19 protein-coding genes are annotated in these 23231 nt (G+C 64.7%); 7 read left to right on the forward strand and 12 right to left on the reverse strand.

What is annotated here, in order from left to right:
* Positions 1 to 7 precede the first annotated feature (7 nt).
* The 4 genes from SJI03_RS10350 to SJI03_RS10365 all read left to right on the forward strand — a co-directional run bounded on the left by SJI03_RS10350 (position 8) and on the right by SJI03_RS10365 (position 5482).
* The gene (locus tag SJI03_RS10350; protein WP_322427110.1) at positions 8 to 370 is read left to right on the forward strand and encodes an Hpt domain-containing protein; all 363 of its coding nucleotides are present in this window, start codon (positions 8 to 10) and stop codon (positions 368 to 370) included.
* The gene (locus tag SJI03_RS10355; RefSeq protein WP_322427111.1) at positions 367 to 1779 is read left to right on the forward strand and encodes a response regulator; all 1413 of its coding nucleotides are present in this window, start codon (positions 367 to 369) and stop codon (positions 1777 to 1779) included. Before SJI03_RS10350 ends, SJI03_RS10355 begins: the two co-directional genes overlap by 4 nt.
* A gap of 97 nt (positions 1780 to 1876) precedes the next feature.
* A complete protein-coding gene (locus tag SJI03_RS10360; protein ID WP_322427112.1) occupies positions 1877 to 5326 on the forward strand; it encodes a response regulator in 3450 nt (1149 codons plus the stop codon).
* A 30-nt stretch (positions 5327 to 5356) separates the two neighbouring features.
* Positions 5357 to 5482, forward strand: coding sequence for a hypothetical protein (locus tag SJI03_RS10365; protein WP_267891631.1), 126 nt, complete (start codon positions 5357 to 5359; stop codon positions 5480 to 5482).
* Positions 5483 to 5486: 4 nt separating this feature from the next.
* On the opposite strand, the gene SJI03_RS10370 is transcribed toward SJI03_RS10365, so the two are convergent.
* The 9 genes from SJI03_RS10370 to SJI03_RS10410 form a co-directional block, all read right to left on the reverse strand.
* On the reverse strand, positions 5487 to 6698 hold the full coding sequence (locus tag SJI03_RS10370; RefSeq protein WP_322427113.1) for an NnrS family protein: 1212 nt from the start codon (positions 6696 to 6698) through the stop codon (positions 5487 to 5489).
* A 110-nt stretch (positions 6699 to 6808) separates the two neighbouring features.
* Positions 6809 to 7471 (reverse strand): response regulator, encoded by a 663-nt coding sequence (locus SJI03_RS10375; protein WP_034781594.1) that lies wholly within the window; start codon positions 7469 to 7471, stop codon positions 6809 to 6811.
* 24 nt (positions 7472 to 7495) lie between these two features.
* On the reverse strand, positions 7496 to 9397 hold the full coding sequence (locus SJI03_RS10380; protein ID WP_322427114.1) for a type IV pili methyl-accepting chemotaxis transducer N-terminal domain-containing protein: 1902 nt from the start codon (positions 9395 to 9397) through the stop codon (positions 7496 to 7498).
* A gap of 162 nt (positions 9398 to 9559) precedes the next feature.
* The gene (gene moaA, locus SJI03_RS10385) at positions 9560 to 10546 is read right to left on the reverse strand and encodes a GTP 3',8-cyclase MoaA (protein WP_322427115.1); all 987 of its coding nucleotides are present in this window, start codon (positions 10544 to 10546) and stop codon (positions 9560 to 9562) included.
* Between the two features lie 102 nt (positions 10547 to 10648).
* Positions 10649 to 11395 carry a peptidylprolyl isomerase gene (locus SJI03_RS10390; RefSeq protein ID WP_322427116.1) on the reverse strand — a complete coding sequence of 249 codons (747 nt, stop codon included), beginning with the start codon at positions 11393 to 11395 and terminating at the stop codon, positions 10649 to 10651.
* A 15-nt stretch (positions 11396 to 11410) separates the two neighbouring features.
* A complete protein-coding gene (gene narI / locus SJI03_RS10395; protein WP_099376990.1) occupies positions 11411 to 12097 on the reverse strand; it encodes a respiratory nitrate reductase subunit gamma in 687 nt (228 codons plus the stop codon).
* Positions 12098 to 12131: 34 nt separating this feature from the next.
* Positions 12132 to 12800 (reverse strand): nitrate reductase molybdenum cofactor assembly chaperone, encoded by a 669-nt coding sequence (narJ, locus tag SJI03_RS10400; RefSeq protein WP_322427117.1) that lies wholly within the window; start codon positions 12798 to 12800, stop codon positions 12132 to 12134.
* Between the two features lie 9 nt (positions 12801 to 12809).
* Positions 12810 to 14360 (reverse strand): nitrate reductase subunit beta, encoded by a 1551-nt coding sequence (narH, locus tag SJI03_RS10405; RefSeq protein ID WP_034751243.1) that lies wholly within the window; start codon positions 14358 to 14360, stop codon positions 12810 to 12812.
* A 1-nt stretch (position 14361) separates the two neighbouring features.
* Entirely contained in the window at positions 14362 to 18060 is a 3699-nt protein-coding gene (locus SJI03_RS10410; RefSeq protein WP_322427118.1) for a nitrate reductase subunit alpha, read from the reverse strand.
* A gap of 233 nt (positions 18061 to 18293) precedes the next feature.
* On the opposite strand from SJI03_RS10410, the gene SJI03_RS10415 reads away from it, so the two are divergent.
* On the forward strand, positions 18294 to 18665 hold the full coding sequence (locus SJI03_RS10415; protein ID WP_099376993.1) for a ribonucleotide reductase subunit alpha: 372 nt from the start codon (positions 18294 to 18296) through the stop codon (positions 18663 to 18665).
* On the opposite strand, the gene SJI03_RS10420 is transcribed toward SJI03_RS10415, so the two are convergent.
* From SJI03_RS10420 to SJI03_RS10430, 3 genes are all read right to left on the reverse strand, one after another.
* Complete coding sequence (locus SJI03_RS10420; protein WP_077403725.1) at positions 18651 to 19346, reverse strand: carbonic anhydrase; 696 nt, start codon at positions 19344 to 19346, stop codon at positions 18651 to 18653. The two genes, SJI03_RS10415 and SJI03_RS10420, sit on opposite strands and share 15 nt — an antisense overlap.
* A 63-nt stretch (positions 19347 to 19409) precedes the next feature.
* Complete coding sequence (locus SJI03_RS10425; RefSeq protein ID WP_099376995.1) at positions 19410 to 20795, reverse strand: NarK family nitrate/nitrite MFS transporter; 1386 nt, start codon at positions 20793 to 20795, stop codon at positions 19410 to 19412.
* The gene (locus tag SJI03_RS10430) at positions 20792 to 22036 is read right to left on the reverse strand and encodes a nitrate/nitrite transporter (protein ID WP_322427334.1); all 1245 of its coding nucleotides are present in this window, start codon (positions 22034 to 22036) and stop codon (positions 20792 to 20794) included. The genes SJI03_RS10425 and SJI03_RS10430 overlap by 4 nt, the downstream gene beginning before the upstream one ends.
* Before the next feature lie 283 nt (positions 22037 to 22319).
* Here SJI03_RS10430 and SJI03_RS10435 point away from each other — a divergent pair, with 283 nt between their 5' ends.
* The gene (locus tag SJI03_RS10435; protein ID WP_322427119.1) at positions 22320 to 22766 is read left to right on the forward strand and encodes a GNAT family N-acetyltransferase; all 447 of its coding nucleotides are present in this window, start codon (positions 22320 to 22322) and stop codon (positions 22764 to 22766) included.
* A gap of 87 nt (positions 22767 to 22853) precedes the next feature.
* Positions 22854 to 23231 (forward strand): SirB2 family protein, encoded by a 378-nt coding sequence (locus SJI03_RS10440; RefSeq protein ID WP_322427120.1) that lies wholly within the window; start codon positions 22854 to 22856, stop codon positions 23229 to 23231.

Raw genomic sequence — 23231 nt, forward strand, 5'->3', positions numbered from 1 at the left:
AGCCGCCATGCCAGCCTATCGCCACATCGATCCTGCCGTGCTGTTCCAGGCCACCGGCCACGACCTGGAGATGTTCCGCGCCCTGTCGCAGACCTACCTCGATACGTCGCCAGCCATGTTTGCGCACGTCGAGCAAGCCGTGCGCGGCGGCGTGGCGCAAGCCATCGTGCACAGCTGCCATACCTTGCGCGGCACCGTCGCCCTGCTGGGCGCCAGCGCCCTGGTGGCGCGCCTGGCGGAACTTGAGCATCTGGTACGCCACCACGGCATGGCGGCAGCCGGCTGGCTCGACGAGACGGCGGCGCTGGTCGACGCAGTGGCGCTGGAGGTACGCCGCAGCATGCTTGACTACACGGGCGCGCAGGCATGAACGTGCGCCAGGCCGCCCTGCGCCTGGTGCACCGCTATCGGCCGCGCACCACGGCGGCCGTCGTGGGCCTGGTGCTGGTGGGCCTGCTGGCACTGAGCATCGTCGTCTCCGGCGTACTGCTGCACCGCAAAGCCGTCGATGACTGGAAACAGGACCTGTCCAAGCTGTCGCTGCTGCTGGCGGAAAACACGGCGCAGAGCATTACCGCGGCCAGGCTGGTGCTCGACAGCGTCAGCAACGACATCCATGCCGGCGCCCCCGCGGACGCGCAAGCGCTGGCCGCCGCCGTCGGCACCCCGGCCATGCACCAGATGCTGCGGCACAAGATCAGCGGCGTGCCGCAGGTGGACGTGGTGTCCATCGTCGGCGGCGATGCCAGCGTGCTGGCCTTCAGCCGCGCCTTTCCCGCGCCACCCATCCGCCTCGACGAGCGCGATTACTTCGAGTATCACCGGCGCAACCCGGACGGCGGCATGCATGTCAGCGCGCCCGTGCAAAACAAGGGCAATGGCGCCTGGACCTTTTATATCAGCCGGCGCATCAGCGGCACGGACGGCCGCTTCCTGGGGGTGGTGCTGGTCGGCCTGTCGTGCGACTTCTTCAGTAAATTCTTCCAGAACACCAGCATCGGCGAGCACACGGCCTTTTCCCTGTACCGCAGCGACTACACGCTGCTGGCCCGCTGGCCGGCCGTGCCCGCCATGATGGGCAAGCGCAACCTGACGGGCAGCACCTACCGCCTGCTGGAACAGGGCAAGAGCGATGGCGTGCTGCTGGTGGACACGCCGCGCGCGGTCGACCGCCTGGCCGCCATCCGTCTGGTGCGCGACTATCCGCTGGCCATCAACGTGACCGTGACGGACGACGCCTACCTGGCGGGCTGGCGGCGCATGCTGCACACCATGGGCGGCGAGGCCGTGGTCAGCCTGTTCGTGCTGGCCGGGGCCATCGCGCTGATCCTGGCCCTGCTGCGGCGCCAGGAGCGCGCGGAACCAGCGGATGCCGCCCAGCCGCAGGAACAAGAGATGGCGCCGGATGCGCGCATCCTGCTGGTCGAGGATACGGCGCTGAACCGCCAGCTGGTATGCCTGCAGCTGAGTGCCTGCGGCTACAGCATCGACACGGCGGAAAACGGCGCGCTGGGCCTGCAAGCGCTGGCCGCGCAGCCGTACGACCTGGTCCTGATGGACTGCATGATGCCCGTCATGGACGGCTACCAGGCGTGCCAGGCCCTGCGCGCCCGCGAAGCGGCCAGCGGCGCGCCGCGCCTGCCCGTCATCGCCCTGACGGCCGGCGCCACCGAAGACGACCGGCAGCGCTGCGTGGCGGCCGGCATGGACGATTACCTGTCCAAGCCCTTCACGGCCGCCCAGCTGCGCGCGATGGTCGAGCGCTGGCTGGCACGCTAGCCAGCGGCTGCCGCCTGGCGGCAAATTGGCCACACTATCATCTGCGTAGTCATGCGCAAAAGTTGTTCTCCGTGCATATCGGGTATAGCATCGCCACATGAGCTACCACACAGACGCGGCGGCAGTGCGCAGACGATTGATCGAATGGCTGTTTTTGCTCCTCGGGCTGCTGATCGTGGCTGCCGCCCTCGCCTACGCGCACCTGGCCGAAGCGTCGCGGCACGATGCGGCCGAGCGTGAGCGGCTCAGCGTGCTGACGGCGCTGCTGGCAAAAAATATCGAAGTCGACCTGGCGGCAACCAACCTGGTGCTCGACGGCGTGATCCGCGACTACCTTGCCGCGGGCGCCGCGCCCGACGCCGGGCAAGCGCTGCCCCGGCGCCTGGCCGCGCTGGTCGACGCCATGCCGGGCGTGCGCACCATGCTGGTCATCGATGCCAGCGGCAAGCCGGTCGCCACCAACATCCCGGAACTGGCCGGCCAGGATTTTTCGCGCCGCGGCTACTTCCAGACGGCGCGCGATGCCCCCGATGCGCGCATGCTGTACATCTCGGCGCCTTTCCTGTCCTTCAAGCGTGACCTGGTCATTACGGCGTCGCGCATGGTGCAGGACCGGCAAGGCCGCTTTGCCGGCGTCGTGGTGGCCACCTTCGACCGCGAATACTTCACGGCCAAGTTCCGCACCGCCATGTATGCGGCCGATGTCTGGGCCGTCGTCGTGCATGGCGACGGCCTGCAATTCCTGAACTATCCGGCCAGGAGCGCGAATGGCGCCAATATGGACGTGCCCGGCAGCTTCCTGCGGCGCTTCCGCGACAGCGGCTTTCAGGCGGGCGTGTTGAGCGGCGTCGAGATTGCCGGCGCCGGTGCCTCCCCCCGTGTCATGGCGATGGCAACCATTGCCCCGCCTGCGCTGCACATGGACCGCGCCCTGATCATCGGCCTGAGCCGCGAAGAGGCGGCCATCGCCGCCCCGCTGCGGCGCCAGGCGCTGGGCTACATCCTCGGCTTTGCCATGCTGGCGCTGGCGGCGGCCGGCCTGTTGTTCTGGAGCCAGCGGCGCCGCCGGCAGCAAGCCGCCTGGCAGGTGGAACAGGAAAGGGAGCGCCAGGCCATGCAGGCCGTGTCCGACAGCGAAACGCGCTTTCGCACCTTGATCGAAGACGCGCCCGTGGCAATCGCCATCTTGCGCCATGGACGCTTCGTGTACTCCAACCCGCGCTACCGCCACCTGCATGGCTATGCGCCCGAGGATGACCTGAGCGGCCTGGCCTGGCACACCATGCTCACGGCCGACTCGCAAGTGGCGCTGGCAAGCAACGAGGCGCTGATCGAGGCCGATTCGGCCAGCGAACAGATGTTTGAAGCCGTCGGCCTGGACAAGCAGGGCCGGCCCGTGCCCATCCTCAAGACCAGCACGCGCGTCATGCTCAAGGATGGGCCGGCCACCTTGATCTTCGCCCAGGATATTTCCGCGCAAAAGCAGGCCGAGGCGGCCATGCTGCTGGCGCGCGACGGGGCCGAAGCGGCCAACCGCAGCAAGGCGGAATTCCTCGCCAACATGAGCCATGAAATCCGCTCGCCCCTGAACGCCATCCTGGGCATGGCCTGGCTGCTGGAAAGGGGCAGCCTGGATGAGGAGGGGCTGCTGATGACGCGCAAGATCCGCGCCGCCGGCCAGTCCCTGCTGGGCATCATCAATGACGTGCTGGACGTGTCGAAAATCGAGGCGGGCCACATGACCATCGAGCAGGCGCCGTTCCGCCTGACCGAGGTGATCGAGAAGATCAGCGCCAGCATGAGCGTGGCCGCGCACGACAAGCCGATTGCCGTGCGGATCGGGCCGCTGCCAGTCGGCATCGACCACGTGCTCGGTGACGCGCTGCGGCTCGAGCAAGTGCTGGTCAACCTGGGCAGCAATGCCATCAAGTTCACGCCACAGGGCACGGTCGAACTGCTGACCACACTGGACAGCCGCGACGGCGACGCCGCCATGCTGCGCTTTTGCGTGCGCGACACGGGCATCGGCATCGCCCCCGAGGTGCAGGAAGCGATCTTTTCCGCCTTCGCCCAAGCCGACAGTTCCACCACGCGCCGCTTCGGCGGCACGGGACTGGGCTTGACCATCTGCCGCCAGCTGGTCAGCCTGATGGGCGGCACCCTGCAGCTGAAAAGCGAGCTGGGCCAGGGCAGCGCGTTCAGTTTCACGGTGCCGCTGCAACTGATGCCCGCCGGCACCCTGTCCTCGCCCGACATGCAGGACATGCAGGGCCTGCGCGTCTTGCTGGCCGACGGCAACGCCGACGCGCGCGCCGCCGTGGACGCCGTGGCGCGCGGCCTGGGCTGGAGCGTGCATGCCGTATCCGGCGGCCAGGCGGCACTCGATTATGCGCTGGCCTGCGCCGACGGCGAGCGGCCCGGCGTCGTCCTGCTGGCCGCGCGCATGCCGGACCTGGACGGTGAAGCCACGGCGCGCGCGCTGCGCGAATACTTGCCGCCGCAGGACTGCCCCGTCGTCATCCTGGCCGCCAGCGGCGCGCCAGCGTCAACGCCGGCGCGCCGGCGCACCGACCCGGCCAATGCCGCCGATGCCATTCTCAACGAGCCGGTGACCGCTTCCAGCCTGTACAACGCGACCATGGAGGCGCGCCAGAAGCGCGCCAGGGTCGCCGGCCTGGACGCCAGTCTTGTTCCGCTGAGAGAGCGCCAGCTGGCCGGCGTGCGCGTGCTGGTAGTCGACGACAGCGAGATCAACCGCGACGTGGTCAGGCATATCCTGTGCGACCAGGGCGCCGTGCCCTCGTTCGCCTGCGATGGCAGGCAGGCGCTGGACTGGCTGCTGGCCCACCCCGCCGACGTCGACATCGTGCTGATGGATGTGCAGATGCCCGTCATGGATGGCTTGCAGGCGACGCGCGCGCTGCGCCAGTTGCCGCAGTTCCAGGACCTGCCCGTGGTGGCGCTGACGGCCGGCGCCTTCCAGACGCAGCGCGTGGCGGCATTGGAAGCGGGCGTGAACCATTTCATCAGCAAACCGTTCGACGTGCCGCAGACCATCGCCCTGGTGGCGCGCGCGCACCGGCGTCATGCGCAAACGGTGCCAGTCCTGCCGCCGGTCATGGCCGAAGGGACGATGCCCGTGCTGCCTGGCGGCGCGGCGTCCGCGATCGACGTGGCGCAAGGGATGGCACAGTGGCTCGATGAAGCGCCCTACCGCCAGAACCTGTCGCGCTTTGGCGACACCTACAGCAACACGGTCGGCGCCATGCGCGCGCTGCTGGCGGCCAATGCACGCGACGACGCGGCCGCGCTGGCGCACAAGCTGGCCGGAGTGGCCGGCAGCCTGGCCTTGCCCGCCACCCTGCATGCGGCCCAGCATGCCGAACAGCTGCTGCACGCCGGCGACGACGCGGCCGCCGCGCTCGACACGCTGGAACAGGCGCTGGCGCACGCCATCGAGGCCGTCGCCACCTTCACGGCACAGACGCCGCCGCCCGGCCAGGCTGCCATGCCAGAAACTCAACATGACCGGGCACGCCAATGGTAAACTTGCCAACATGAAAACTTGGGGAACACTATGATCTGGTGCAGGGATTTGCTGCTGAAGGCCATCATGCTGGGCACGCTGCTATTCGTCGTGGGCGAATCGCTGTCCTACTGGACGCCGGAATTCAAGAAACTGCTGGCCTGGCGCCCTTTCTGACGGCTTAGCCTTCGCGCCCATCCACCCTGGCGCGCCACAGATACGGCGCATACACGCACGCATACAGGCCAAAGGCCAGCGACCAGCAGGCGCCAGCCGCCAGCAGCAGCGGCATGGCCAGCGCGACAGGACCGACGGCGGCCAGCAGGCGTGCCAGCGCGCCCAGCTGGATCAGCCAGTACATCGCCGCCTCCGCCCTGCCGCCCGTGAGCGGTCGGCCCGTGTGGCCCAGGGTGGTGCGCGTCATCATACCGATGATCAGGCCCGCCATCGAACCCACCGTCAGCGCGTGAAATGCGGCGCTGGCCGGCAGCAGACCCAAGCTGGCGGCCGCCAGCAGCGCAAAGCCGATGCCTATCCACGCATACGACAGGTGCAATATCCACAGCAGCGGCACGCGCAGCGTGCGCTGCGGCTGCCAGGCCAGCAGATTGGCCAGCGACACGCCACTTGCCGACAGGGCCAGCGGCGCCGTCAGCCAGGCTGGCGCGCCGGCCAGCCACGCGATGGCGGCCGCCGCCATGCAGGCCACGGCCACCAGCGCGCGCTTTGGACTGGCCACGGGCGTGCTGCCAGGTGCCCCATTGCGGGTGAACATGGGGATCACGCGCGCGCCGATCACCGATTCGATCAGCACGATGATGAAGATGGCCGCCTGCACGGGCACAAACAATGACAGCGGCAGCCAGCCCAGCACGGCCGCGTGGAACAGGCCATTGGCCAGTGCCAGCAAGGCCAGCAAGCCGACGAGGAACAGATTGCGCGTATTGCCCGAGCGGCGCAGCACCAGGTACAGGGGCCAGGCGGCCAGCGGCAGGAACAGCCAGTCGACCAGCGCCGGCAACAGGCCGGGGCCGCACAGCATGGCCACGCGCCCGGCCAGCCACAACGCCACCAGCGCCATCAGCTGCGCGCCGTGCGGCGTGGGCAAGCCCGTCCAGTTGCGCCCCGCCGTGTACAGGAAACCGACGACGACGGCCAGCGCGAAGCCGAACACCATTTCATGCATATGCCAGCCCAGCCCCACGTTCAGGCCACCCGCCAGCCAGCCCGCATAGCTGGCCAGCCACAGGGGAATGCCGAGGGCCGCGAACACGGCCGCCAGCAGGTAAAACGGGCGGAAACCCAGTTGCCAGACGGCGTGGCGGGCATGCCAGGGCGCCGCGCCAGGGGCGGCGGCGGAAGAAGATGGTTCGCTGATCGGGGTGATGGCCATGATGGGCTCGCGTCTAAAGATATATTCAATATACTACTTTAAAAGCGCAGATGTCGCCATCGGCAAAAGGACTAGCCGGCTAGTCTGCAGTGACTAGCCGGCAGCGCAGGCTACTTGCCCTGGCGGTGCTCGACCGCGTACACGGCCGCCTGCACGCGGCTGGTGAGGTTGAGTTTTTTCAGCACGTTCTGCACGTGGATCTTGACCGTGCTTTCCGCCAGGTCGAGAGTGCGGGCGATGCCCTTGTTGCTCTCGCCGCGCGACAGGCAGTCGATGATTTCCTTTTCGCGCGGCGTGAGCTTGTCGAGCTCCGACACGGGTTCCTCGCGCCGCGTGCCCGCCTGCAGCTGCGCCACCAGCTTGCCCGTCATGGCTTCTGCGATGACGACTTCGCCGGCGGCCGCGCGGCGGATGGCACGCACCAGGTAGTCGGCATCGATATTCTTGATCAGGTAACCGCAGGCGCCCGCGCGCAGGGCCGTCGCCAGGTCTTCCGCGTCTTCCGACACGGTCAGCATGACGATGGCCGTGTCGGGACAGTCGTGCTGCATCAGTTGCAGCGCTTCCACGCCGGACATGCCAGCCATGTTCAGGTCCAGCAGCACCACATCGGGTTGCAGCTGGATGGCGCGCTTGATGCCTTCCACGCCATCGGCCGCCTCGCCCACGACGGAAAAATCCGTGTGCCGCTGCAGCAGCGAGCGTATGCCGCTGCGGAACAGCGCGTGGTCGTCCACCAGCATGACGGTGATCGGCTTATCGGGAGTCTCCATTTTTTTGTACTTTCTGATAGTTACTTAGGCGGCGCGGCGCTGCTCGCGCGACAGATGCAGTTCGACGGTCGTGCCGCCGCCGGGACAGGCATGCACGTCAAACGTGGCGTCGATGCGCTGCGCGCGCTCGCGCATGATATGGATGCCGACATGGCTGTCGCCCTTTTCCAGCACGGCGGCGGCGTCGAAGCCGACGCCATTGTCGCTGATCGTCAGCGTAAAATCCTGGTGATCGGCGAGGCGCACTTCGACGTGGCTGGCCTGGGCGTGCTTGCGGATGTTCGACAGCGCTTCCTGCACGATGAATAATAACTGCAATTGCTGCTCGCGGGGGAATGGCGCGCCATCGACGTCGGCCAGCAGATCGGCCTCGATGCCCGTCTGGCGGCGGAATTTGTCCACCGCCGCGCGCAGGGAGCCGATCAAATCGTCCTCCATCAGGCGACTGCGGAAGTTGGCCAGCAGTTCGCGCACGTCCTCGTAGCTTTCCTTCACACCCGCATGCAGGGCCGGCACGATGCCCGTCACCTCGTCGAAACGGGCGTTGCGTACGGAGTCGTCGAGCATCTGCACTTGCAGGTTGAGGAAATTGAGGCTTTGCGCGATGCTGTCGTGCAGGCCTTGCGCCACCAGGTTGCGCTCTTCGGAAATGGCCATTTCGCGCTCGCGCGCGGCCAGGCGCAGGTTTTCCAGCGCGATGCCCAGCAGCTGGCCCAGCGTTTCCAGCAAAGCCAGCTCGCGCGCGGAAAACACGCGCGCATGGCGGAAATGCAGGTTGAAAAAACCCAGGTGCTGTTCGTGCGCATGGATATGGAAGACGGAGACGGTGGCAAAGCCTTCGCGGTGGCAGCGCAGCTCGTGCGCCTTGTCGATGCGGCGCATGTCGTGCACCTTCGCCACCTTCATCTCGACGGCCGTGCCGCACAGGCAGTCGCCCACCTTCAGGCAATGCTCGGACGCCACCAGTTCTTCGGACAGGCCCGTATGCACCACCATGTGCAGGTTGCCGCGCTCGGCGTCGAGCACGCGCACGGTGGAGCCGTCGGCCTCGAAATAATCGACGATGCGCTGCATGAAGCCGCCGCAAATGTCTTCCAGGGGCTGCGGGCGCTGCAGAAAGGCGGCGCTTTCGTACAGCAGCGCCAGTTCGCGGTTGCGGTACTCGAGGGTCGCCGTCTTGCTGCGCACGCCCTCTTCCAGGTTGCCATACAGCGCCTGCAGGCGGTCGGCCATCTGGTTGAAGCCACTGGCCAGCTGGCCGAATTCGTCATTGCTTTCGACGGCCAGGCGCACGCTGAAATCGCGTTCCTTCATGCGCTGCATGCCCAGGCGCAGCCGCGTCACGGGTTCGATGATGAGCATGAACATCAGGTAAATCATGCTGACCGTGCCGATGACGGCCATGCCGACGAGGATCAGCTGCGAAGCGCGCAGCCAGAAGGTGCGCTGTTCGCTATCGTGCTCGATCAGGCGCACCAATTGATCGACCTGTCCCACGAAGGTATCGGCGTCATGCTCGAACTGGCGCGCGCGCGCGGTGGAATCGGCGGCCAGCGCGGCCGGACGCAAAGCGCCGCGCCAGGCAGTGCCGATGCGCTCGAATTCGGATTTGATGGCCGTGCTGGGAGGCAGGAACAGGGGACGCTGCGGGTCGCCGTGGCCGATCTTGGCCAGGGTCTCGTCGATCAGCAGCACTTGCTGGCGCGCCTGCTCGCCGGCGTCGCTGGCAAGCAGGAGGGTCAGGCGATAGGTCTGCATGCGCAGCCGGCCCGTCTCGTTGATGGCGGCCGAACTGCCTTCGAGCTGCCACGACAAAAACAGGGTGCAGCCGATGGCGCTCAGGGCAAGCACCAGCATGAGCAGCAGCGCGCCGACGATCTTGGTCGACAGCTTCTGCCAGGAGGAAAACATCGCCTTGAATTTCATAGTTCCTTTTGCTTTAACAAGCGCACCCCAAGCGCCACGACACCTGGCAAAACCGTAGCGAGCGGCAGTGATTTGTGGCCGAGAAGCGCAACCGTACTCTAGTACGGTGAGCATCGCCGGCCGCAAAGCGCGACGCGCAGTAGGTTTGGCCAGGTGTCCATCCTAGCCGCCGGTTTGTGCCATGAACCTGATGATTTTATCGGGCTGCGTATTGAAATCATGCTGCTGCGGCTTGAGTTCGATGGCGGCGCGGATCGCCGCTTCGATCTCCGCATCCGTGGCCCCGCCGCGCAGCATGGGGCCGAGGGCGAATTTCTCTTCCTGGCCCAGGCATAAGTACAGGGTACCATCGACGGACAGGCGCACGCGGTTGCAAGTGGCGCAAAAATGCTGCGACATGGGCGTGATAAAACCGATGCTCGAGCGACCGTCGGCTGTCGCCAGGTAGCGCGCCGGCCCGCCACCGAGCTCCGTTGCCTGCGGCACCAGGCCAAAACGTGCCGCCAGGCGCTCGCGCACGGGACCGAGCGGCATGTAGCTGGCATTGCGGCCCGTGCTGCCCATCGGCATGGCTTCGATCAGGCGCAGGATGAACTGCTGCTCGATGCAGAACGCCGCCATGGCCTCGATCTGGCCGTCATTGACGCCGCGCATGGCCACCATATTGATCTTGATCGGGTCGAAACCGGCCGCCTTGCCCGCCATCAGGCCATCGAGAATCGGCTGCAGGCTGTCGCGCCCCGTGATCTGCTGCATGCAGGCGCGGTCCAACGAATCGAGGCTGACGTTGATGCGGTCCACGCCCGCCGCGCGCAAGGCCACGGCATGCTTGCCCAATTGGGTGGCATTCGTCGACAGCGACAGGTCCTGCAGGCCAGGCAGCGCCGTCAGCTTGCGCGCCAGTTCCGGCAGGTTGCGCCGCAACAGGGGCTCGCCGCCCGTCAGGCGCACGCGGCGCGTGCCGAGGCGAACGAAGATGCCCAGCAGGCGCTCGATCTCGTCGAACGTCAGCCAGTCCTTCGGTTCCTCGAAGCCGCGAAAGCCCTTGGGCATGCAGTAACTGCAGCGCAAATCGCAACGGTCGGTAACGGACAGCCGCACATAATCGATCGAACGGCCAAAACGGTCCTGCAACTTGACGCACCCCATGACGCTACTCCTGTTTCTTTCTTGATTGTAAAGGCTGGGGCACGATCTGGCTGTGCCCCAGAAGGCCTAGCGGCCTACGCCTTTCGGACTACGCCTTTCAGCCTACTGAACCAGCGGACTGGCCGTGCCTTCCAACTCGACACCGGCGATCTCGGCGCGCCCCACCAGCAAGTGCAGGTACTGGTGCACGGCGCGTTGCCACGCGGCGCGCGACAGGCGGTCGGCGATCTGCGCCTGCACCGCCTCATAGGCGATGGCCTGGCCTTCGACCCGGCGCAGTACTTGCACGATGTGGTAGCCGAAGCGCGTTTCCAGCAAATGGCCGGCCAGCGCGCCCTCTTCCAGGCGGAACAGCAACGCGTCGAATTCCGGCACGCTCTGGCCCGGCGACAACTGGCCCAGGTTGCCCCCCAGGGCGCCGGACGGGCAGTTCGAATACTGCGCCGCAAGTTCGCCGAAGCGCTCGGGTGCCAGTTTCAGGGCATCGAGCACGGCTTGCGCCGTCGTGCGCAGCAGTGCCAAAGGCGCCTCGGGCGTCACCTGGAACAGGATGTGGCGCGCCTCGACCAGCGCCCCACTACTGAACAGCTGTGGGCGCTGCGCATAAAAGGTGCGGCAAGCCGCATCGTCGGCGGGCGGCACGCGCACTTCCTGCGCGAACAGCGCTTCGATGCGGTCGTCAGTACTGCCACCCTGCACGCCGAGGCGTTCGGCTTCGTCGAGCAGGAGCCGGCGCAGCACCAGTTCATGCACGGCCTGTTTCAGCGGATTGCCGGCGCCGTCGTGATGCGGCAGCTCCTGCGCGATGTCGGCATCGTCGATATCGATGCCATTGACGGAGATTCCCATGATGTGACTCCTTTCTTAGCGGCGACGAACCAGTTGATAGGCGCGGCCGAGATATGCCACGGCGCCGAAGCCGCTCCACACGTGCACCAGGCGGGTGAACGGGAAGATGACGAACAGCGACATGCCCATGAACAGGTGCAGCTTGAACACCAGCGGCGCATCGACGATGAAGCTGGCGGCGTCGCCGCGGAAGGTCACGATGTGCTGCGCCCAGTTCATCAGCAAGACCATCATGTGGCCATCCATGTGCGACGCCGAGACAAAGATCGACGACAGGCCCAGCAGCAAGGTCAGCAAGATCCACACCATCACCAGCTTGTCGCCGGCCGTGGTGACGGCGCGTAGCCGTTCATTGCCGAAGCGGCGCGCCAGCAGGATCAGTATGCCGACCAGGCACAGGCCGCCCATCACGCCGCCGGCCGCCATGGCCACGCCCTGCTTCAGGCTATGCGACACGCCCAGGGTATCCCATACCCAGACAGGGGTCAGCAAGCCGGCCGCATGGCCGAACAGCAGGCCGATGATGCCGATGTGGAACAGGATATTGCCCAGGCGCAGGCTGCCGCGGTGCAGCAGCTGGCTGGAATCGGACTTCCACGTGTATTGCTCGCGGTCGAAACGGATCAGGCTACCGAGGAAAAAGATGGCCAGCGCGATGTATGGATAAATGCCATACACAAATTGATGCAAATAATTACTCATGATGTACTCTCCTCATGCGGGCGCAAGCGGCCAATTAAGCAGCGCGCCGCGGCTGCGGGTGAAAATGCACGGGATGGACGCCGCCCGGAACTTGGCCCGGACCTTGGCGCAGCAAGGGCTCGACGCCGTCCGCACCGGGACCGAAGGTTTCCAGCGCTTCATCCATGTCGCGCACCGGCGGTTCGGCCAGCATTTCTGCCGCCACGGGGCTCAGGCGTTCGAGCACAGTGAAGACGGGCGCATACGGGCTGCCGTTGGCCGTCAGCTTGCGGCCGATGTGCGCCAGCACGTGGACGGCGTCGCCCAGCAGCGGCGCCGAGACTGCCTCGTCGAGCTGCGCCAGAAACTCCAGGAACAGCGGCACGAAGTCGGGCAAGTCGTCGCCCACCATTTGCAGGCCGTGGCGCTTGTATTCCTCCATCAGGTCGACCATGGCCTGGCCCCTGTCACGCGATTCGCCGTGGATATGCTCGAACAGATGCAGCGAGTGCGACGGATTGCGGTCGAACGTGGCCACGTACTGCTGCTGCAGGTCGATCAGGCTGCTGCTTTCCAGGTGCGCCAGCAAGGGCCGCAGCAGCGCGTGCTGTTCCGGCACCGCCGCCAGCGCGGCCTCCAGTTGCGGCAGGTGGGCGATCAGCTCGGGCTCCGGATACAGCAGCAGGCGCGAGAGGATTTGGTAGTGATGCATAGCGTGTTCCATATCAGCTCCTTAAGCGCCTGGCGCCGTTTTGCGCGACTTCGGCATCTGCATGAAGATGGCCGAACCGTGTTTTTTCTTGCCGAACAAGGTCGGCTCGCTGGTGCCGTCCGAGCAGCCGTTGCCGAAGCTGAAGCCGCACGAACCCTTCTCGTTGAAGCTGTCCTCGGCCATTTCCTTGTGGCTGCTGGGGATGACGAAGCGGTCTTCGTAATTGGCGATGGCCATGATGTGGTACATGTCCTCCACCTGCGCCTTGCTCAGGCCCACTTGCTTGAGGACCGTGAGGTTTTCCACCTTCTCGACGGTCTTGCTGCGCATGTAGGCACGCATGGCCAGCATGCGGTCCAGGGCCGTGACGATGGGCGGCTGGTCGCCGGCCGTCAGCAAATTGGCCAGGTACTGCACCGGAATGCGCAAGCTTTGGGTGTCCGGCAGCATACCGTTCACGCCCAGCTTGCCCGATTCGGCGGCCGCCTGGATCGGCGACAGCGGTGGCACGTACCACACCATCGGCAAGGTGCGGTATTCGGGATGCAGCGGGAACGCCACTTTCCACTCGACGGCCATCTTGTAGACGGGCGACTTGACGGCCGCTTCCAGCCACAGATCGGGAATGCCCTGGCGGCGCGCCTCGGCGATGATGGCCGGGTCGTGCGGGTCGAGGAACAGGTCGAGCTGCGCCTGGTACAGGTCCTGCTCTTGCGGCACGGAGGCGGCAGCCTCGATCTTGTCGGCGTCGTACAGCAGCACGCCCAGGTAGCGGATGCGGCCCACGCACGTTTCCGAGCACACGGTAGGCTGGCCCGCTTCGATGCGGGGGAAGCAGAACGTGCACTTCTCCGCCTTGCCGGAGGACCAATTGTAGTAAATCTTCTTGTACGGGCAACCGGAGATGCACATGCGCCAGCCGCGGCACTTGTCCTGGTCGATCAGCACGATGCCGTCGTCTTCGCGCTTGTACACGGAGCCGGACGGGCAAGACGCCACGCACGTCGGATTGAGGCAATGCTCGCACAGGCGCGGCAGGTACATCATGAAGGTGTTTTCGAAGGTGCCGTACATCTCCTTTTGCATGTTGTCGAACAGTTTATCCTTGCTGCGCTGGGCAAACTCGCCGCCCAGGTCATCTTCCCAGTTCGGACCCCACTCGATTTTCTCCATCTTTTTCCCCGTCAGCACGGAGATCGGACGGGCCGTCGGCGGCGTCTGCGACAGCGGCGCGCTTTGCAGGTGCTCATAGTCGTAGGTGAACGGCTCGTAGTACTCGTCGATGGCGGGCAGGTTCGGGTTGGCGAAGATATTCGCCAGGATTTTCAAACGGCTGCCCTGGCGCGGCTCGATCTTGCCCGCATCCGTGCGGCGCCAGCCGCCATTCCACTTGTCCTGGTTTTCCCACTGCTTCGGATAGCCGATGCCCGGCTTGGTTTCCACGTTGTTGAACCATGCGTACTCGACGCCGTCACGGCTGGTCCATACGTTCTTGCAGGTGACGGAACAGGTGTGGCAGCCGATGCACTTGTCCAGGTTCAGCACCATGCCGATTTGCGCTCTGATTTTCATACTATGCTCCTTCTTCCTGCAACGGGCCTTCGAGCCAGTCGACCTTGTTCATCTTGCGCACCAATACGAATTCATCGCGGTTGGAGCCCACCGTGCCGTAGTAATTGAAGCCGTACGCCAGCTGGGCGTAGCCGCCGATCATGTGCGTCGGCTTGGGCACGGCCCGCGTCACCGAGTTATGGATGCCGCCCCGCTTGCCCGTCATCTCCGCGCCAGGCACGTTGATGATCTTTTCCTGGGCGTGATACATCATCGTCATGCCGGCCGGGATGCGCTGACTGACGATGGCACGCGCCGTCAGGCTGCCATTCACGTTGAAGACTTCGATCCAGTCGTTGTCGACGATGCCGGCCGTCTGCGCGTCCGTCTCCGACAGCCACACGTGCGGTCCGCCACGCGACAGGGTCAGCATGCGCAGGTTGTCCGAATACGTGGAGTGGATGCCCCACTTCTGGTGCGGTGTGAGGAAGTTCAGCGCCAGTTCCTTGTTGCCGTTCGGCTTGGTGCCCAGCAGCGCTTCCGTCGTTTTCGTGTTGATGGCCGGCTTGTACACGCACAGTCCCTCGCCGAAATCGCGCATCCATAAATGATCCTGGTAAAACTGCTGGCGGCCCGTCAAGGTGCGCCAAGGGATCAGTTCATGCACATTCGTATAGCCGGCCGTGTAGCTGACTTCTTCGCTTTCCAGGCCAGACCAGGTGGGCGAGGAAATGATCTTGCGCGGCTGCGCCTGCACGTCGCGGAAGCGGATGCTGTCATGCTCGCGCGGCAGCGCCAGATGCGTATGCTCGCGTCCCGTGATGGCGGACAGCGCGGCCCAGGCTTTCACGGCCACGTGGCCATTCGTTTCCGGCGCCAGCGACAGAATCATCTCGGCCGCATCGATGGCCGTATCGAGGCGCGGCTGGCCCTTCGACACGCCTTCTTCCAGCACCGTGCGGTTGATGCCGCGCAGGACCTCGACTTCATGCCCCGTTTTCCACGAAATACCCTTGCCGCCGTTGCCTATGCTTTCCAGCAGCGGGCCGATCGAGGTGAACTTCTTGTACACGTCGCGGTAATTGCGCTCGACCACCGTCATGTTCGGCATGGTCTTGCCGGGAATGGCGTCGCATTCGCCGGCGCGCCAGTCCTTGGGATCGAAAGGCTGGCCCAGTTCACCAGGCGTGTCGTGCATCAGCGGCGTGAGGATGATGTCTTGCTGGGTGCCCAGCAGCTCGCCGCCGATTTCCGAGAATTTCTCGGCCAGCCCTTTGTAGATTTCCCAGTCCGACTTCGATTGCCACAGCGGCTGCACGGCTTCGGACAGCGGGTGGATGAACGGATGCATGTCCGACGTATTCAGATCGTCTTTTTCATACCAGGTGGCCGTCGGCAGCACCACGTCGCCATACAAACAGGTGGTCGACATGCGGAAGTCCAGCACCACCAGCAGATCGAGCTTGCCTTCGGCGGCCGGGCGCACTTTCACCTGCTTCGGCGTGATGCAATCGTCTTCGTCGCTGAGCAAGCCATTCTGCGTACCGAGCAGGTATTTCAGGAAGTACTCGTGGCCCTTGCCCGAGCTGCCGAGGATATTCGAGCGCCAGACAAACATATTGCGCGGGAAGTTGGCCGGGTTGTCCGGATCGTCGCACGAGAACTGCAGCTGGCCCGCCTTGATCTGGTCGAGCGCATACGCGGCCGGTGCCTGCCCTGCCGCCTTGGCGGCCTTGGCCACTTCCAGCGGATTGGTTTGCAGCTGCGGCGCCGATGGCAGCCAGCCCATGCGTTCCGCCTTGGCGTTGTAGTCGAGCAGGGTCAGGTCGCCCGTGCCGCCGGCCGCCGATGGCGAGGCGATGTCGCCCGTTTCCAGCTTTTCGTGGCGCCATTGGCTCGTGTGGGCATAGAAGAACGAGGTGCCGTTCATCTGGCGCATCGGACGTACCCAGTCCTGGGCGAAAGCCAAAGGCGTCCAGCCCGTTTGCGGACGCAGTTTTTCCTGGCCCACGTAATGGGCCCAGCCGCCGCCGGACTGGCCGATACAGCCGCACATCATCAGCATGTTGATGATGCCGCGATAGGTCATGTCCATGTGGTACCAGTGATTCAGGCCGGCGCCCACGATGACCATGCTCTTGCCGCGCGTCTGGTCCGCGTTCTCTGCGAACTGGCGCGCCACGGTGATCACGTCGGCGCGTTTCACGCCCGTGTGCTTCTCTTGCCATGCGGGGGTGTACGGCACGTCATCGTCATAGCTTTCCGCGACATTGGCGCCGCCGAGGCCACGGTCGATGCCGTAGTTGGCCAGGGTCAGGTCGAACACGGTGGTGACGAGGCCCGTCGTGCCGTCGGCCAGGCGGATGGTTTTCACCGGCACCTTGCGCAGCAGCATGTCGGACGCGTCCTTGCCGCCGAAGTAGGCGAAGCCCACTTCCGTGACGGCGTCGCTGTCGTTGATCATGGAGAGCATCGGCACGATGGGTTCGCCGCTGCCGCCTGCCTTCTGTTCAAGATTCCACTTGCCCGACTCGCCCCAGCGGAAGCCGATGGAGCCGGCCGGCGCGGTAATGGCGCCCGTGGTTTCGTCGATGACGAGGGTTTTCCATTCCGGATTGTTGGTTTCGTCGAGGTTGTTGTCCAGGTGCGAAGCGCGCAGGAAGTAGTCGGGCACGAGGGTACCGTTATGCTCCTTGAGCAGCACCAGCATGGGGAAGTCCGTGTACTGGCGTGCGTAGTCGCGGAAGTAGGCGCTCTGCCCTTCCGAGTGGAATTCCTTGAGGATGACGTGGCCCATGGCCAGTGCCAGCGCGGCGTCCGTGCCCTGCTTCGGCGCCAGCCAGATGTCGCCGAACTTCACCATTTCGCCATAGTCGGGAGAGATGGCCACGGTTTTCGTGCCCTTGTAGCGCACTTCCGTGTAGAAGTGGGCGTCCGGCGTGCGCGTCATCGGCACGTTCGAGCCCCACACCATCAGATAGGTCGAGTTGTACCAGTCGGCCGATTCCGGCACGTCCGTCTGCTCGCCCCACACTTGCGGGCTGGCCGGCGGCAAGTCGCAGTACCAGTCGTAGAAGCTCAGGGCCACGCCGCCGATCAGGGACAGGTAGCGCGTGCCGGAGGCATAGCTGACCATGGACATGGCGGGAATCGGCGAGAAGCCGACGACGCGGTCCGGGCCGTATTTCTTGATCGTCAGCGCATTCGCGGCGGCGATGATTTCATTCGATTCGTCCCACGTGGCGCGCACGAAGCCGCCCAGGCCACGGATGGATTTGTACTGCTGCGAGCGCACGGGGTCCTGGCTGATCCAGTCCCAGGCCGTGACGGGGTCCATGGTCTTGCGTGCTTCGCGCCACATTTCCATCAGGCGGCCGCGCACCATCGGGTATTTCACGCGCTGGGCCGAATACACGTACCAGGAATAGCTGGCGCCGCGCGGGCAGCCGCGCGGTTCGTGGTTGGGCAGGTCGGGCCGCGTGCGCGGGTAATCGGTTTGCTGGGTTTCCCAGGTGATCAGGCCATTCTTGACGTACACCTTCCAGCTGCATGAACCGGTACAGTTCACGCCATGCGTGGAGCGCACGATCTTGTCGTGCTGCCAGCGCTGGCGGTAGGCGTTTTCCCAGGTACGGTCTTCATCGACCACGGTGCCATGGCCGTTTGAAAACGGCTCGGCGGGCTTGCTAAAAAATTTCAGGCGGTCCAGAAAGTGACTCATGCTACCTCCACATTGCGCCGCAGGCAGCGACGCCAGGTCTTAAAAAACGCTGCAAGCAGGATGGCTCAAGCGTCGATACAAACAGTCTATCGATGCGCCGCGCCCGGCGGTATTGGCAAGAAGTCGGTTTCCGGCACCAGGAATGCATAGGCGGATAGTCACTATTGCCTATGGGCGGCGCGACGGAGCTGCGGTATACCTGTCGTCATCGTTCAACACAGAGAAAGAGCATCATGCCGATTACCGATTACGCCAGCCTGCTGCGCAGCGCCCGCAACCAGGAGCAGCCGCAACGCCTGCTGTTCACCTTTACCCAGGCGCAGGCCCAGCCTGGCGGCCAGGGAAAATCCCTCACGCCCGTGATGTGCGCCGACAAGCTGCCCGAGGAACTGGACAGCTTCGAGACATTGAAGGAGGAGTCGAAACAGATGCAGACGCACTGGGACGTGGTCTTCGTGGCGGGACTGGCGGGTCGCGAGGGCCAGCCACCGGCGGCGCAGGAATGCGAAGCACCCCTGCGCGCCATGGTGACGGCCATCGAGCAAGGCCGCATCGACAGCCTGCTGGCGTTTGACCGCAGCGGGGATTTGTTACGTTTTAGCTGAGTCCGGCCAAGGGCGCTCGTGCAAATGACGCGCCCGCTCGATGGGACAGACCAGCGGCAGAAACTGCTGCTGGCGCGCGGAATACGCCATCAGCGCCCCGCTGTCGATATCGAAATACCATCCATGCAATTTCAATAGTCCCTGCTCCACCCGGCGCTTCAGCCACGGGTAGGTGAGCAGGTTATCGAGCGACTGCAATATGCTGGCCAGTTCGCACGCGTGGTGCTGTTCCGCCGACGAGCGGTGCGCCAGCTCGCGCCGCACGCGCTGCGCCACCGGTTCGGCAATGCGCATCCACTGCCCCACGAAGTCCGTTTCCTGCCCTTCCGCGCGCGGCTGCGGTTCCAGCAGCGCGCGGATGCCGCCGCAGCGCGCATGGCCAAGCACGATGACCCTGGCCACTTCCAGCTTGCAGACGGCGAACTCGATGGCCGAGCTGACGCCGGGCGGCGCGTCCGGGGTACAGGGCGGCACCAGGTTGGCGATATTGCGCACGACGAACATGTCGCCCGGGTCGCTGCCCGTCAGCAGCATGGGATCGACGCGCGAATCGCAGCAGCCAATCAGCAAGGTCGAGGGCCGCTGCCCGTCGCGCAGGCTATCGTACAAGGTTTGCGGCTCGCTGAAGTACTGCTGCTGAAACAGGCTGAAGCCGTTGACGAATTTTTCCAGTTCTTCCATGACTACCTCGAATACTTTATACAGCGCCCGGCAAGCAGGACTTGCCAGGCGTTCTGACGCTAACTAGCAAGGCATAGCCGCGTTCTTGCGCGCATAGCACCACCAGGTGATCGCGATGCAGCTGACATAAAAGCCGATGAAGCACCACAGGGCCGCGTCGGGGCTGCCCGTCAGCGCAATCGAGGTGCCATAGCTTTTCGGGATGAAGAAGGCGCCATACGCGGCCACGGCCGAGGTAAAGCCCAGGACGGCGGCGCCTTCCTTGTTGGCGTCGACGATCGCTTGCTCCTGCACCGCCTTGCCCTTGCCGGCGGCAGCACGCTGGTGTTCCGTCAGGAAGATCACGGGAATCATGCGGAAGGTCGATGCATTGCCGATGCCCGTGCCGGCGAACAGCAGCATGAACATCCAGAAAAAGCCGTTGAAACTGCCACCAGTGCCACCTTGCGGCATGAAGTACAGCACGCCCAGCACGGCGCCTATCATCAAGAGGAAGGACCACAGGGTGACTCTGGCGCCGCCCAGTTTATCGGAAATCACGCCGCCGGCCACGCGCGCCAGCGCGCCAACCAGGGGGCCGAGGAAGGCGTAATCGAGCGGGTTCACGTCGGGGAACTGGATCTTGATCAGCAGCGGAAACGCGGCCGAATAACCGATGAAGGAGCCGAAGGTGCCCGTGTACAGCCAGCACATGAGCCAGTTGTGCTTGCGCTTGAAGATCACGGCCTGCTCGGAAAACGAGGCTTTCGCCGACGCCAGGTCATTCATGCCGAACCAGGCCAGCAAGGTGGACAGCGCGATGAACGGCACCCAGATGAAGCCCGCGTTTTGCAGCCACATGTCCTTGCTCACGCCATTTTTCACCCAGGTGAGCGAATCGCCGCCCCAGGCGCCGAAGACGGCAAACGTGATCACCAGCGGCACGACGAACTGCACCACGGACACGCCCAGGTTGCCCAGGCCCGCATTCATGCCCAGCGCGAAGCCCTTGCTCGCCTTCGGATAGAAAAAGCTGATGTTGGCCATCGACGAGGCGAAATTGCCGCCACCGAAGCCGCACAACAGCGCCAGGATCAGCATGGTCGGGTAGCCCGTGTTCACGTCCTGCACGGCCAGGCCGATGCCGATGGCGGGAATCAGCAGGGAACCGGTGGAAATGGCCGTCCAGCGGCGCCCGCCGAAGATCGGCACCATGAACGAATAAAAGATGCGCAAGGTGGCGCCGGACAGGCCCGGCAAGGCAGTCAGCCAGAACAGCTGGTTGTTACTGTAAGTAAAACCGATGTTGGGCAGGTTGACCACCACCACGCTCCACACCATCCACACGGCGAATGCCAGCAGCAGCGCGGGAATCGAAATCCACAGATTGCGCGCGGCCGTGGCCTTGCCCGTGTTTTGCCAGAAGCTCGGGGTTTCCGGCTCCCACGTATTGATCATGTAGCGGCTCATGCTTTAACTCCTGCAGGTTGAGGGATAGTCGCCGCGCGTAGCGGCTTGAACGAGAAATACATCCAGACGAGGGAAACGCAGACGGTGCCGTACAAGAGCATGAAAGAGCTCGAACGCACGCCGGTGAGGTCCACCAGGGCGCCGAACATCACGGGCAGGATGAAGCCTCCCAGGCCGCCTGCCAGGCCGACCACGCCCGAGACGGCGCCGATATTGTCGGAAAAATCATCGCCGATGAACTTGAAGACGGATGCCTTGCCCACGGCCATGGCGATGCCGACGATGAACAGCAGCACGGTGAACCACAGCGGCGACAGGCCGATGTGGAAAGCCAGCGGTCCCGTGACGGTTTCCACCACCATCTGCGTTTGCGGATACGACAGCAGGAAGAAGCACACCCAGCACACCCACATCACGGCCCAGGTGACTTTCGCCGCGCCGTATTTATCTGAGATCCAGCCGCCAAACGCGCGCAGCACGCCGCCCGGCAGCGAGAAGCAGGCGGCCAGCAGCGCCGCGTGCTTCAAATCGAAGCCGTATTCGGCCACGTAATACTTCGTCATCCACAGGGCCAGCGCCACGTAGCCGCCGAACACCACCGAGTAGTACTGGCAATAGCGCCACACGCGCGGATCCTTCAGCACCTTCATTTGCTCCGTAAAACTTTCGCCCGATGGCGCCAGGTGCGATTTGTCCGTGTACGAAAACAGCCAGAAGATGATGGCCGTGGCCAGCATGGCCACCGCATACACCTTGGGCAGCATCTGCCAGCCGAAGGCGGCGACGATGCCCGGCGCGACGAATTTGGTCAGTGCGGAACCGGAGTTGCCGGCGCCGAAGATGCCCATCGCCAGGCCGCGGCGCTCCTTTTCATACCAGCGTGCCACGTACGGCGTGCCGACGGAAAACGAGCCGCCCGCCAGGCCGACGAACATGCCCAGCACGAGGAAATGCCAGTAGGCGGTGGCGTAGGAGATCAGGTAGATCGGCACCACGCTGGCCAGCATCAGCCAGAAGAAGACGCGGCGTCCGCCGTATTTGTCCGTCCAGATGCCCAGGGGCACGCGCACGAGGGAACCCGTCAGCACGGGCATGGCGGCCAGCAGGCCGAATTGTGTTTCAGTCAAGCCCAGGCTGGTCTTGATGGGGATGCCGAGCACGGCGAACATCATCCAGACTGCAAAGCAGATGGTAAATGCGAAGGTACTGCTGACCAACACGGAAAACTGCTTGCGCCGCATGCCGGGTTCGACTGCCTTGTTATTACTGTTGTTCTTAGTGCCATCTAGGGTAGCCACGATGTTTCTCCATGAATGCACTGGCCGTCTGGCCAGCCGTCCCGACCAGCTTACGTGGCAGAGGGGAAAGGCACTATCGGTCACAGGGTGATTCTGGAAAGGCAATCTGGATAGCCGTATCGGCAAAAGTGACTAGATGGCGCGGTGCGGATCTAGCCTGGATGGCGGGTGTTTTACAAACGAACGCATTTTTGGCACACTCGGCGCCTGGAGAAAAAGGAGCGGCATGCAGAACAGAACGGAAGCAGATGAAATCGTCACCCGCGTGGCCGGGTATGGCGATGTGGCAGCCATGCTGGCCTGCGACGCCTACGCGCAGGCGCATGCCAGCCGGGGCGATGCCGTGCGCGCCGCCGTCGGCAAGGGGCACTGCCTGGTCGCCATACGGGCCGGCCAGGTGGCCGGCTATGCCCTCACGCACGACGACTTCTTTGGCTACGGTTTTGTCTCGCTGGTGGTGGTCGCTCCCGGCCAGCAGCGGCGCGGCGTGGGTTTGCGCCTGCTGGCCGCTGCCGCTGACACGTGCCGGACAGGGAAAATTTTCACGTCGACGAACCAGTCCAACCTGGCAGCGCAACAGCTGTTCGCCAGCGCGGGCTTCGTGCGCGGCGGCCAGATCGAGCATCTCGACGAGGGAGACCCGGAACTCGTGTACGTGAAATTCCTGCGTTAGCAGCGTCTCATCCCGACGACGTATGGCGCGGCGCGCCAAAGGCGGCTATGCTGGCGCCACCGTCAATCAACGCCCACCACATCACGCATGGATTACCTGAGCCTCAAGCATTTCCACATGGCTTGCGCCGCCGCCAGCGGCTTTCTTTTCCTCTTGCGCGGCGCCTGGATGCTGCGCTCCTCGCCCGCCTTGCAGCAGCGCTGGGTAAAAATCCTGCCGCACCTGGTCGACACGGCCCTGCTGGCCAGCGCCATCACCCTGGCCGTGTGGAGCGGCCAGTCGCCGGGCAGCCAGCCCTGGCTGGCCGCCAAGCTGTGCGCGCTGGTGGCCTACATCGTGCTGGGCACCATCGCCCTGAAACGTGGCAAGACGCCGGCCGTGCGCGGCGCCGCTTTCGCGCTCGCCGTGCTGGTCTTCGCCTACATCATCGCCGTGGCCGTGACCAAACAGGCCTGGCCATTCTGA

Source organism: Janthinobacterium sp. GMG1 (genome assembly GCF_034427795.1).
In the GTDB taxonomy this organism is placed as follows: domain Bacteria; phylum Pseudomonadota; class Gammaproteobacteria; order Burkholderiales; family Burkholderiaceae_D; genus Janthinobacterium.